The organism is Amphritea sp. (assembly GCF_016744155.1).
In the GTDB taxonomy this organism is placed as follows: domain Bacteria; phylum Pseudomonadota; class Gammaproteobacteria; order Pseudomonadales; family Balneatricaceae; genus Amphritea.
In genome coordinates this window covers 132,680-145,334 of the sequence record NZ_JADGEW010000003.1, presented here as the reverse complement: position 1 = coordinate 145,334, position 12,655 = coordinate 132,680, and the positions used below count along the sequence as shown (strand labels likewise).

At 48.2% G+C, this 12,655-nt stretch carries 12 protein-coding genes and 1 pseudogene; 1 reads left to right on the top strand and 12 read right to left on the bottom strand.

Going from position 1 to position 12,655, the window contains the following annotated elements; translation table 11 throughout:
* Window position 1 precedes the first annotated feature (1 nt).
* The 12 genes and pseudogenes from pcaF to QZZ54_RS04350 form a co-directional block, all read right to left on the bottom strand.
* Window positions 2–1,210: pseudogene (pcaF, locus tag QZZ54_RS04405) on the bottom strand (3-oxoadipyl-CoA thiolase).
* 6 nt (window positions 1,211–1,216) lie between these two features.
* Window positions 1,217–2,251 carry a branched-chain amino acid ABC transporter permease gene (locus QZZ54_RS04400; RefSeq protein WP_290699389.1) on the bottom strand — a complete coding sequence of 345 codons (1,035 nt, stop codon included), beginning with the start codon at window positions 2,249–2,251 and terminating at the stop codon, window positions 1,217–1,219.
* Complete coding sequence (locus QZZ54_RS04395; RefSeq protein ID WP_290699387.1) at window positions 2,251–3,117, bottom strand: branched-chain amino acid ABC transporter permease; 867 nt, start codon at window positions 3,115–3,117, stop codon at window positions 2,251–2,253. The genes QZZ54_RS04400 and QZZ54_RS04395 overlap by 1 nt, the downstream gene beginning before the upstream one ends.
* Before the next feature lie 3 nt (window positions 3,118–3,120).
* The gene (locus tag QZZ54_RS04390; protein WP_290699384.1) at window positions 3,121–3,819 is read right to left on the bottom strand and encodes an ABC transporter ATP-binding protein; all 699 of its coding nucleotides are present in this window, start codon (window positions 3,817–3,819) and stop codon (window positions 3,121–3,123) included.
* A complete protein-coding gene (locus QZZ54_RS04385; protein WP_290699381.1) occupies window positions 3,816–4,544 on the bottom strand; it encodes an ABC transporter ATP-binding protein in 729 nt (242 codons plus the stop codon). The genes QZZ54_RS04390 and QZZ54_RS04385 overlap by 4 nt, the downstream gene beginning before the upstream one ends.
* A gap of 120 nt (window positions 4,545–4,664) precedes the next feature.
* Window positions 4,665–5,975 (bottom strand): ABC transporter substrate-binding protein, encoded by a 1,311-nt coding sequence (locus QZZ54_RS04380; protein WP_290699377.1) that lies wholly within the window; start codon window positions 5,973–5,975, stop codon window positions 4,665–4,667.
* 20 nt (window positions 5,976–5,995) lie between these two features.
* Entirely contained in the window at window positions 5,996–7,066 is a 1,071-nt protein-coding gene (locus QZZ54_RS04375; protein ID WP_290699373.1) for a maleylacetate reductase, read from the bottom strand.
* Window positions 7,066–7,842 carry a CoA-transferase subunit beta gene (locus QZZ54_RS04370; protein WP_290699370.1) on the bottom strand — a complete coding sequence of 259 codons (777 nt, stop codon included), beginning with the start codon at window positions 7,840–7,842 and terminating at the stop codon, window positions 7,066–7,068. The genes QZZ54_RS04375 and QZZ54_RS04370 overlap by 1 nt, the downstream gene beginning before the upstream one ends.
* The gene (locus QZZ54_RS04365; RefSeq protein ID WP_290699367.1) at window positions 7,839–8,693 is read right to left on the bottom strand and encodes a CoA transferase subunit A; all 855 of its coding nucleotides are present in this window, start codon (window positions 8,691–8,693) and stop codon (window positions 7,839–7,841) included. Before QZZ54_RS04365 ends, QZZ54_RS04370 begins: the two co-directional genes overlap by 4 nt.
* A gap of 39 nt (window positions 8,694–8,732) precedes the next feature.
* Window positions 8,733–10,202, bottom strand: a complete 1,470-nt coding sequence (locus tag QZZ54_RS04360) for an aldehyde dehydrogenase family protein (protein WP_290699364.1) — start codon at window positions 10,200–10,202, stop codon at window positions 8,733–8,735.
* A gap of 16 nt (window positions 10,203–10,218) precedes the next feature.
* The gene (locus QZZ54_RS04355; protein WP_290699361.1) at window positions 10,219–11,196 is read right to left on the bottom strand and encodes a hypothetical protein; all 978 of its coding nucleotides are present in this window, start codon (window positions 11,194–11,196) and stop codon (window positions 10,219–10,221) included.
* A 46-nt stretch (window positions 11,197–11,242) separates the two neighbouring features.
* Window positions 11,243–11,743, bottom strand: coding sequence for a hypothetical protein (locus QZZ54_RS04350; RefSeq protein ID WP_290699358.1), 501 nt, complete (start codon window positions 11,741–11,743; stop codon window positions 11,243–11,245).
* 127 nt (window positions 11,744–11,870) lie between these two features.
* Here QZZ54_RS04350 and QZZ54_RS04345 point away from each other — a divergent pair, with 127 nt between their 5' ends.
* On the top strand, window positions 11,871–12,653 hold the full coding sequence (locus tag QZZ54_RS04345; RefSeq protein ID WP_290699355.1) for an IclR family transcriptional regulator: 783 nt from the start codon (window positions 11,871–11,873) through the stop codon (window positions 12,651–12,653).
* Window positions 12,654–12,655 lie beyond the last annotated feature (2 nt).

The window sequence follows — 12,655 nt, the reverse complement described above, 5'->3', positions numbered from 1 at the left end:
TTTATACTCTCTCAATTAAAGTGGCAATGCCTTGGCCCACACCAATACACATAGCGCAGATTGCAAATTTTCCACCGGAAGATTCCAGCTGATTAATGGCTGTTGTTATAAGCCTGGCGCCACTCATGCCCAACGGATGGCCAAGAGCGATCGCGCCACCATTGGGATTAACCCGGGGATCATCATCGGCAATTCCCAAATCCCTCAAAGTTGCTAATGATTGAGAAGCAAAAGCTTCATTCAATTCAATCAGATCAATTTGCTCCAAAGTCATCTGAGTACGTTTTAGCAATTTTTTTATTGCCGGCGCAGGGCCAAACCCCATGATTCTTGGTTCTACGCCGATAGTAGCCATAGAGATAACCTTGGCCTTCGGATTTAAGTTGTATTTATTAACCGCCTCTTTAGAAGCCAGAATCAGCGCACAAGCTCCATCGTTAACACCTGAGGCATTTCCCGCCGTTACCTATCCCCCTTCACGAAATGGGGCGCGAAGGCGGGTCAGTTGTTCCAAGGTAGCATCTGGCCGCGGATGCTCATCCCTATCAAACGTAATAGGATCAGCTTTACGCTGCGCAATATGTACCGGTACAATTTCATTCTTATAAAACCCACGCGCTTGAGCGGCAGCGTTTTTCTGCTGACTCATTAACGCAAATCTATCCTGATCTTGCCGGCTGATACTGAATTGCTCTGCTACATTTTCAGCCGTTTCCGGCATTGAATCCACACCGTATTCAGATGCCATTTTTTTATTGATAAAACGCCACCCAATCGTAGTGTCATAAAGACCCTTAGGTTCGCGACTATAGGCTTGTTCAGATTTTCCCATAACGAATGGAGCCCGCGACATCGACTCCACTCCTCCAGCAATAACTAAATCAGCTTCGTCTGATTTAATCGCCCTTGCTCCAATGCCCACTGCATCCATGCCAGAGCCACACAAACGATTAACTGTCGTTGCTGGTACACTGACAGGAAGGCCCGCCAATAGCAGTGCCATACGACCAACGTTACGATTATCCTCACCTGCTTGATTCGCACAGCCATAAATCAATTCATCTACGTCGTCCCAATCTATTCCAGGATTACGGTGCATCAGCGCTCTAATAGGTATAGCACCAAGATCATCAGTTCTAATACCAGCTAGCGCGCCACCATATCGACCTATCGGTGTTCGAACAGCATCACAGATATAGACTTCACGCATACTTATTTACTCCAGTTCATCTTTAGCTTTAAGACGACGATGAACAGGAAATAGATGCAAATCGTACTTTTTCGATAGAAATCCCCAAACACCCTGTGGCGCTTTAAGCATCATAACGACAGCAACAACACCCAGAACTATCATATAAACAGAACCATAATCGGCCAATACACCCCGCAGAATGAAGTAGATTAACGTGCCGATAATCGGACCTTCAATAGTGCCAATACCGCCGATCACCACGATAAAGATTACCGCCGCGGTCCAGTCCTGCAAGTTAAACGCAGCATCAGGGGAGATACGTAATTTTTGTAGGAAGATAAGTGCGCCAACAACACCTGTAATACCAGCAGAAATCACATAAACAGCCAGCTTAGTCTTAAAGATATCTACTCCAAGACTATCCGAAGCCGCTTCTGAATCACGAATGGCTGTGAGTGATAAACCGTGCTTAGAACGTAGTAACCAATACACCAGTCCAATCGATGCCACCGCAATAAACAGTGCCGTAAAGTAGATAATCATCTCCCGTTCAGAACGACCACTACCAATCTCGCGCACGATGCTTGCCGGTAAACTCTGACCCGAACCACCACCCAGCGTTGTCACCTGAGCAAAGCCCAACCGATACACTTCAGCTACAACCCATGTGCCAATTGCAAAATAGGCTCCACGTAACCGAAATACGGTCAGAGCGGTGGGAATGGCAAACAGTGCGACAATAAGGCCCGATAGAAAAACAGCCATTATCGGCGGTACATTAAAATAGATCGCCAGCACAAACAGCATATAACCGCCCAGTCCAACGAAGGCCTGCTGGCCGATAGAAACCAGACCGGCATAACCTGCCAGCAGGTTCCACATCTGTGCCAACGACAGGTAATAGGCGAATTCAATGATCATCCGCAGATCTGCACGCCCTGCCCAGAATGGAACAGAGATCAGAGCGATCAGTATCATCGCTGTTACAACAGCCGCACCCCTGCTAGTAGTGGTATTTCGTACCACTGAAAATTGCTCTGTCTTCATTTGCGTATTCATTAGTCCACACTCCTAGGAAACAGTCCTCGGGGACGAAAAATCAAGATCACCAGGAACACAATATGACCGGTCATAATCTGCCAGCCCGGATCTATCTGAGCACCCACTGCCTGCGCAACACCAAGGATAATTCCACCAGCAAGCGTCCCCCAGAGACTACCCAGACCACCGATAATTACCGCTTCAAAGCCATACAGCAGACGAGCAGGACCCACGGTTGGGTCAAAGTTAGTACGCATCGCCAGGAATACACCGGCTATAGCAACAACCGCCATGGCAATTGCCATTGCCAGAGCAAAGATATGAGAATTATTCACTCCCATCAGGCGCGCTGTATCCTGGTCATCTGATGTTGCGCGAAATGCGCGACCCAGCTCAGTTTTGTAAAACAGAAACTGCAAACCACCCACAATCGCCACGCCACTAATAAAGACTATCAGCGGCATTACGCCAACACTCAGCTGATCACTGACAGTAATACTGGCGATATCCAGAGCACCGGCTGAGAGCTTCTGACTATCTGCACTGAAGACTTCCAACAACACGTTCTGCAAAATAATTGACATACCAAAAGTCACTAGCAGAGGAGGCAGAATGTCATCACCCAGAGTTTTGTTAAGTAGGTAGCGCTGCAGCACATAACCAATCACAAACATTAGCGGCACCACGATTACCAAGCTGATTAACGGCGACAAACCAAGACTGGTAACCACCACTAACGCCAGATAGGACGCCAGGACAATAAAATCGCCATGGGCGATATTAACCAGGCGCATAATACCGAACATTAACGACAGTCCGGTTGCAAACATTGCGTACAGGCCGCCCAATAGGACCCCTTGTACTATCGTATTTACCCAATCCATAAATCACATCCCGAAATATGCAGCTTTAATGTCATCCTTACTCACTTCACCGGGCTTACCTTCGAGGGATACCCGTCCTTCCTGAAAACAATAAATGCGGTCTGATACTGCCATCGCCTGATTGATATCCTGTTCGACCACTAATACCGTGGTGCCATCTTCCTGAATTGCAGGAAACGCCTTATAGATATCCTTAACAGTGGTTGGTGCCAGACCTAGGCTAATCTCATCACACAGAAGCAATTCAGGGTTCGACATCAGCGCTCTACCAATCGCGACCATCTGCTGTTGACCGCCGGAGAGCGCGGTACCCGGATTATTTCTTTTCTCTTTCAGAATCGGAAACAGCTCGTAAATACGATTCAGATTCCAGGGGCCTTTACGTTTGCTATAGGCACCCATTAGTAGATTTTCTTCCACCGAAAGCGATGGAAAAAGGCGTCGACCTTCAGGTACCAGAGCGATGCCTTTTTCAACTACTTTATTAGCGGGTAGGTCACCTATGTTCTCGCCTTTGAACTGCACCGCATCCGGTGCGTTTTTTAGTAAGCCGGCGATAGAGCGCATAAATGTTGATTTACCCGCACCATTTGAACCTATGATGGCAACGGTCTCTTTTGCATTCAGCTCGAGATCGATTCCGAAAAGAGCCTGAAAGTCACCGTACCCTGCGGTAAGGTTTTGTATTTTTAATCTACTCATTCGGCACTGATCCCCATGTAAATTTCCTGAACTTTAGGGTTATCCATCACCTCTTGTGGGTCACCATCATCCAGTTTTTTACCGAAATCGATCACCATCAGACGACCGACTACAGAGAGCAATGCGTGAACGATATGTTCGATCCAAATAATCGTGGTGCCTGCTGCATGGATATCCTGAATCGTGCCAACCAGCGCCAGACATTCTTGCTCGGTCAGACCGCCTGCAATTTCATCCAGCAATAGTAATTTTGGCTCAGTCGCCAGCGCCCGGGCCATTTCGAGCCTCTTCCGTTCAAGCAAGGTCAAAGACCCCGCCGGCTTATTAGCTTTCTTCAGCAGCCCGGTACGACGTAGTATTTCGATACAGCCGTCGTAGCAATCAACTTCACTCCGGCGAGTACCAAACGCAGCACCTACCAGTAGATTTTCAAAAACCGACATATTAGCGAACGGATGAGGGATCTGATAAGAACGGCCAATACCCGCATGGCAACGTTGATGTACCGGTTGCTGAGTGACATCCTTACCATCAAAAGCAACCGTCCCCTGATCCGGTTTCAAACCACCGGCGATCAGATTAAAAAGGGTACTCTTACCGGCACCATTGGGTCCGATAATGCCCAGAGCCTGACCTTCATCCAGCGCCAGATTCATACCATCCGTCACCTTAAAAGAGCCAAAGCTCTTGTGCACATCATTTAATTCAAGCAGTGTTTGTTGCATGTTATTACCTCGTCATCAGGCAACACTTTCCCGCTGACGGTACCTGGGGCACTGTCAGAACAGAGGGAATAGTGTTGCTTCTCCGTTACCCGGACGGGCTACGGAGCAACGATTACAGTGTTAAGAAAGCGGCTGCATATCACTGGCTACAGGAATCATCGGAGCCGTCTGGTTGTTGGTTATCACCAGGTCATACATAAAGTCTCCTCCCTGTCGCCACTGACCACCAACCAGAGGAGTTTTGGCCACATTTTTCACCGGACCATTCTTCCAGCTAATAGGACCAACAACTGTATCCAGTTCGGTTGCCAGCAGAGCATCACGTATCGCTTCAGCTTCACCCAGAGAGTCAACTCGTTGCATAATATCCACAGCCAATTCAAATAACGCATGGGTAAAACCGAGTGGCGGAGTCCACTGTTTACCCGTTGACTGTGTGTAACCGGTTGCAATTTCACGAGCGCTTTGCCCTGTGAGAGAAGAGTTAAATGGATGATTCGGACTCCACCACACTTCTGTTGAAAGGTTATGAGCAGCCTGGCCAAGCGACTCAACAGACGATGGGAACAAGATACCCTTACCGATCGACGCAACTTTCGGATTAAATCCCTGCTGCTTAGCTTGAGACCAGAAAGTTGTCATATCCGGTGGGATAACCACTCCAGTAACAATTTCAGCATCTGCATTCTTGTAAGCAGATATCTGGGCTGAGAAATCATCAGTCAGACTCTGGAAACGACCCGGATCCACCAGGGTAAAGCCTTTCTTCGCCAGCACAGGTGGGAAGCCAAGTTCTTTATGACCCCAGGCATTACCATCACCATCATTAGGGAACAGACCCGCAACGACTTTATTCGTGTTCAGGCTGTCCCACATATTGGTGTAGTTCTCAACCACATCTTCCAATCCCCAGAAGAAATGGTAGGTCCACTCAAATCCAGTCTCCGGCTTACCACCACGGGTAAAGAACCACGGTTGCCAAGGCGCAACTGTCGATATACAAGGTACTTCATTAATCTCGCACTGGTCTGAAACAGGGTTAGTGGTTTCAGGGGTTGAAGACACCAGCATCAGATCAACTTCATCCGACAGAATAAGCTCATTAGCTACTTCTGCCGCACGATTGGGATTCGACTGGCTATCTTTGACGATAATCTCAACCGGATAGGTCCGGCTACCAATCTGAATCCCGTTCTTGAGTTTTTCCCGAACACCGTTCAGAATGAAGTTGTCAGCTTCTGCAAATGGGGCCAGTGGTCCGGTTTGTGGGGTAACATAGCCGAACTTAATTACACGTTGTTTGGCAAACGCAGGGGCTGATCCGAGTCCGCCAACGAGGGCAGCTCCTGCAACTAATCCACCGGATGTTTTAAGAAAATTCCGGCGGGAAAGGCCATTAGCTAAGCGACGCTTGTTATTGTTATCTTTCATAGCTTTCTCCGTTTACATATTTATTCGCTACCAGGGCGAGTACCCCGATAAGCGTTTTCTAGTAATTCACGCACCCCGGCACGTTCTATCGCGCGCGGGTTGTAATATGGATTGGTTGTTGCAATATCTGCAGCCTTTTCCAGATCACCTTCTAACATTCCAATATCTTTCAGCGACACCGGTGCACCGATGCTTACCGCAAGGTCATACAAGGCACCTGCCGCTTCATCCGCTTCAACATTCAACGCCCTGCCAATAGCTGACATTGCCTGCGGTGCATGATCACGATTGAAATAGGTGGCATGTGGAATAACGACCGTATGCACTTCTGCATGGGGCAGATTGAAGCTGCCGCCCAGGGTATGGCAAAGCTTGTGGTGAATCGCCATACCGACAGCACCCAGAACAGTGCCTGACAACCAAGCTCCATATAGTGCTTTCGCCCGGGCTTCCATATTATCTGGCTGCTTTACGATAACCGGCAGACTCTCTCCCAGCGCCCTAATCCCCTCTTCCGCCATCAGTGAAGTCACCGGATTCTGGGTTTCGGAATAAAGCGCTTCAACACAATGTGCGATAGCATTCAGGCCACTTGGCCCGGAGATAAAATCAGGTAATCCCACTGTTAACTCAGGATCGTAGATCACGGTCTTAGGCAAAACTCTGGGATCTCTGCCGGTAGTCTTAATACCATCTTTGGTCATACCCCAGACCGGGGTCATTTCTGAACCAGCATAGGTAGTAGGAATTGCCAGAATAGGCAGGCCGCTTTCCAGCGCAATTGCCTTAGCCAGACCAACAGTAGAACCTCCACCGATAGATACGCAGCCGTCGATTTCCAACTGACTCACGACGTCCATTACATCGGCAATAGTTTCAACCGGAACATGCATCACCGCCTGATCGTAGATCCCAGTTACCAGATCACCCAACAGGTCGGCAACATTTTCAGCCAGATCTCGCTGATGCGGCGTACTAAGAACCAGCACTTTAGTCATACCAAGCGCTTCGGCTTCGGCTCTTGTTTGTGACAATTTGCCCGGACCAAAAATGACCCGACCCGATAGTGCGTTATAATTAAAATCTAACATTATTCAGCTCCCGCATGGGCTTTTGCTGTTCTTTCATTGAGGTCCCGCAAGACCTTAAGCTCTTCATCAGTCGGCAACTCCGTTGTTTGTAAGTGATCAGCAAACTTCAGATCCCAGCCGGTACTTTCCCGAGCCTGATCTACCGTGACCCCATCATGGAGATGCGTCATCACCAGCTCTTTAGTTACTGGATCTGGTTCGAGAACACCTAAGTCCGTAATGACAGCTACAGGCCCTTTATTGGTTAGGCCAGCCTCTTCCCGAGAGTCACCGCCTTCCATAAAACCCGGTGATGTGATGAAACTTAACTGCTCTACAAACGCCCGAGAACTCTGCTTCAGAATAATCAGTATTTCTTTACAATTTGTACTTATCTCAGGTGCTCCACCAGCACCGGGCAGTCTCACTTTTGGGTTGTTGTAATCACCAATAACAGTGGTATTAATATTGGCAAAACGGTCAATTTGAGCAGCACCCAAAAAACCAATATCAACATGACCACCTTGTAACCAGTATCGAAACATTTCAGGTACCGAGACCACCAGATCCGCCGTTTCAGAAAGCTCTCCATCGCCTATAGACAAAGGCAGAACATCAGGCTTGGTGCCGATGGTGCCGGATTCATAAATAAGCACGATATCTGGGGTACTGGTAAGACGGGCCAGATTTGCGGCGGCACTTGGCTGACCAATACCGACAAAACAGACCTGTCCGTTTTGCAGCAGTCGGGATGCAGCAATTGTCATCATCTCCGAAGAGGAATACTGCGCATTCATGCCACACTCCTTACACCGATGCTGTCCTTAAACTGGGCAAAATTTTCAGTATCAAGTACATGGCGTTCCATCCACAGAGAAAATGTTTCCCTGTCCCGGGCAATAACATCCCATTGCTGGTAAAAAGCGTTATTCCTAGTTGAATAGCCCTGTGCATATGAAGGAAACGCACCACCAGGAATCTCGCATACCGCATCGATTACCCACCCGGGAATAACCGTCTGATTGGCATGAGGCTCTAGCTTATCAACCACCTCTTCCACGGTGACGATCACCTTTTTTGCGGCCAGAACCGCTTGCTTCTGCACCCCAACAATGCCCCACAACAACACGTTGCCCTTACGGTCAGCTTGCTGAGCATGGATCACCGTAACATCCGGTCGAATCGCAGGTACCGCCGCCAGTTTCTCTCCGGTAAACGGACACTCAATCTGCTTAATCGTACGATTGTACTTCGGCAGATCGCAGCCAATGTAGGCGCGCAGAGTCGCAAAAGGTAGATTGGCGGCCCCTGCTTCATAGGCATTTGCCATATCCGCGTGGGAATGCTCTTCTATCTCCAGAGGCTGCGGCCAGCCTTTCTCTACCGCATCGCGGAACCGGTACAGCGAGCCGACCCCCGGATTCCCTCCCCATGAAAAGATCATTTTTCGAACACAACCCATGCCGATCAGCTGATCGTAGATCACATCCGGGGTCATCCGGATAATGGTCAGATCCTGCTTTTTCTGACGGATTATTTCGTGACCAGCGGCATAAGGAATCAAATGAGTGAATCCCTCCAGAGCTACCGAATCACCATTATCGATCAGCTCGGAAACGGCGGCTTTTAATGTTGTTATCTTGGCCATAACATTTTCCGTTCTAAAGTTACTTTGCTTCAAACTGGCTTAGCGCTGGTAGAAAGGTGGAATCTTAGCGTCGATATTGACCCACACAGACTTAACCTGGGTGTACTCGCGCATCACCTCGAAGCCCATTTCACGGCCATAACCAGACTTGCCCATACCACCAAACGGGCTGGCAGGATGAACACGCTTATAACAGTTGATCCATACCATTCCGGCATGAATTTCACGGGCAAATTTATGTGCACGGCTGATATCTTTAGTCCACAGTCCTGACCCAAGGCCATATTCAGTACCGTTAGCAATCGCTAAGGCTTCTTCGTCATCCTTAAAGGTAATGACAGTTACAAAGGGGCCAAATACTTCTTCTTGAGCAATTCGATCAGTCGCTTTGCCCCGAACAATTGTTGGCTCTACATAACAACCATTTGCTAGCGCTGGGTCGGAAGGTTTCTTACCACCCAGCAGAATTTCACCACCTTCCTGACGTGCAATCTCGCAATATTCCAGTACACGTTCCTGGTGCAATTTTGACGTCAGCGGACCCATCTCAGTTTCAGGGTTACTTGGATCTCCAAGACGAATAGAGCTTGCAAGAGCGACAAACTTATCCAGAAACTCATCGGCAATACTTTCATGAATAATAATGCGGGAACCGGCAATACAAGCCTGTCCCTGATTATGGAAGATCGCCCATGCGCTACCGCCTACAGCTTTCTGGATATCAGCATCTTCGAAGATGATATTGGCGCCTTTACCACCGAGTTCCAGCTGAACTTTCTTCAGGTTTCCTGCCGAAGCCTGCACGATACGCTGACCTGTTGCGGTGGAACCCGTGAAGGCGATTTTGCCCACATCTTCATGCTCTGAAAGACACGCACCCGCCGTATGGCCATAGCCCACAATCACATTGACTACACCTGGTGGGAAACCCACTTCCAGCATCAGTTCAGCGATACGCAGAGTAGACAGTGGCGTAATTTCAGACGGTTTAATCACGACTGTGTTACCCGCTGCCAATGCCGGCGCCATCTTCCAGCTGGTAAACATTAATGGGAAATTCCAGGGAACTATCTGACCCACAACACCAATTGGCTCTCGGCTGGTATAGTTCAGGAAGCCCTCTTCAACCGGAATAGTTGTACCTTCCAGTTTGTCAGCCATACCACCAAAATAACGAAAGCAAAAGGCGGTTCGTTTTACATCAAGATTTCGGGTATCACGAATAGGATGCCCCGTATCAAGAGACTCCAGCTGTGCCAATTCCTCAGCACACTCTTCAATTTTATCGGCTAGTTTCAGCAGCAGATGACCCCGTTCAGAGGCTTGCAACGCACCCCAGGAAGGGTACGCTGCCTTTGCTGCTGCAACTGCACGATCCACATCAGCTTCTTTAGCTTCTGCAAGCTTAGTGATCAATGAACCATCATGGGGATTAACCACATCAATAGTTGCACCATCGAGGGCATCAACCCACTCACCATTAATCAGCATTTTGTTTTGGATATGCATAGCGTTGCTACCTATATTAAAAAGTTACCGGTACGATTGGGACGGTACCGTCTTTAATCATATCCATGATTTCAGGCGAACCATTTTCCCAAACCAGCAACATAGAACGCTTTGGAGATTGACCTTGGTGGCGAATATCAGCAGGTTGTGCAGATACATCACCCGCACGCATTGTAACGGTGGCTAACGGCGCACTAGTCTTACCATCTTTAATGTCCCAGACAATCTCGTCTGAAATCTGAATAAACCACTCAACCCGGTCATTTCCGTGATCAATTGGCAGAATATATTCTTCAGTGGTAGGACAAAACAAACTCTGACGCACGACAGAAACAATGGATGGGTTCCAGGTAACATCAGAACGCGACAGAAAAGCGAAGAAGTTATAAGCGTGTAGTTCACCTTCGAAGCCTGGCTCTGCTTCAATAACCGGTTGGCTCTGATCAACATCGGCAAAAGCACGATTAACCGGATAGCCATTTTCATCACTACGCAGCGGTGCATCACCCGGGATACCGACCATCCGCTTGGCAACCTCACGCTGACGTGAGATCAGTTTATCTTCATTACCATTATTACGACCCCATGCATTACCCGTTTCCTGAGGCGCAGCGAATGGATCAAAGCCTTCATTGGTCCAATCGGACAACAAAGCTTTGAAAACATCCATCAGCTCATCAGACTTAAAGTTTTCCAGGTAATCACGCTCAGCTTTAGTCCACTCAGCATGTTGAGATCCGATAAACACATCGACATTGCCGTAATGGTTAGTCGTACCGAAGACATCATCAAAGGCAACAGTGCCATAGAAAAAGCCCCAGGCAACATCACGCATCATTGCACGGAGAAAAGCGTCGATCGACATCATATGCTCGCCATTAGGGCAGCTTATGTAAGCAAAGTACTCGTCACGATCGAATGTAAAGTTACCGATTTTAAAAGACTCATAACCTGTCTGGGTATTATCAATTGTCGGTTTCAGATTGGTATTCATGATTAAACTCTCTTTATTCTTATACTGGATTGGCTATAGTCAGGATTCACTTGAGGCAGATATCAGCCCACTTCTCTATAGTCTCTTCACCGAGAATCGATTGCAGCATCAGGGTTGCCGGCTTATTGGAGTGAAAGCGATAAGCGGTCTTTTCCGGCAACAGTGCCTGGTGACCACGCGTCATAAGAATACGGCCCATTTTCTGACCATCAGGATTGCCCTGCAGAGTCACGAAGCCATCTTTGTCCTCATCAACGATACTGTCGTCTGCTAGTTTTACGAAGTGCACTTCTACGTCATAATCCATCGCCACTACAAACTCATCATGGGCACACACCATCCAGTCAGACGTCCCCTCCGCACGAGCCGCTTCGATGGTATAATCCAGATTTTTAGCAACGACTATGCGATCATAGGGCGCGTTGGTAGCTGCTACCTCGTACAAGTTTGAAAATACGTAACGCTTAGGATCTTCATTCAGGCAATGAACACCACCTTTACGGTAGTCATCAATGGATGCGAAGACTGTTTTATATTCAGCAGACATGTTCTTCTCCTTGCGGATTTGGGCTGTAGGGGCCCATTTCTTGTTATATGTAATATTTTGAGCTTTATTTTGTTCGCTTGGCGAACTAAGATATCACTATGCGAACAACTAGTATGGATATTGAGCAATGACCGAAGATTTGTCAAGCCTTTCTGAGATGAAAGATTTTGTTACGTCCCTTGCAAGAGGCTTAACCGTGATCCAGGCCTTCGATAAGGAGAACGGCCGGTTAACCCTGACAGACGTAGCCAAGCGTACTAGCCTGAGCCGGGCGACCGCCCGTCGGTTTCTATTTACTCTGCACGCGTTAGGGTATGTAGAAAGTGACAGCAAGCTATTCTGGTTATCACCAAAAATTCTTGAGCTGGGGTATTCCTATCTGGCCTCACAGCCCATTGTTGATACGGTTCAGCCATTTATCGAGCGGGTTAGCCATGAGACAGGAGAGTCTTGCTCAGTATCTGTAATGGATGGTTTTGACGTGGTTTATATCGCCCGTTTCCTGACCCATCACATCATGTCAGTGACTCTGAATGTCGGTACCCGACTACCTGCATTCGTGACCTCAATGGGTAGAGTTCTGCTAGCCAGCAAGAGTGATCAGGAGATCGATGAGATCCTGAAAAACACCCAACTGAAGAAATACACAGAATTCACCTTGATTGATCGGGATCAAATAAAAGACAGCCTAAAACAGGTCCATACCGACGGATATTCCATCGTTTGCCAGGAGCTGGAGCTAGGTCTGAGGTCTGTTGCAGTACCTATACGCAACTCCAGAGGACAGATTGTCGCAGCGATTAACGTCGGTACTCAGGCCGCCAGAATCAGTGAAGAAGAGCTCATTGAGAGGATTCTTCCGAGCCTGCAGAAAGCGGCCCGAGACATTCAGGACATCCTGCCTTCTTAATC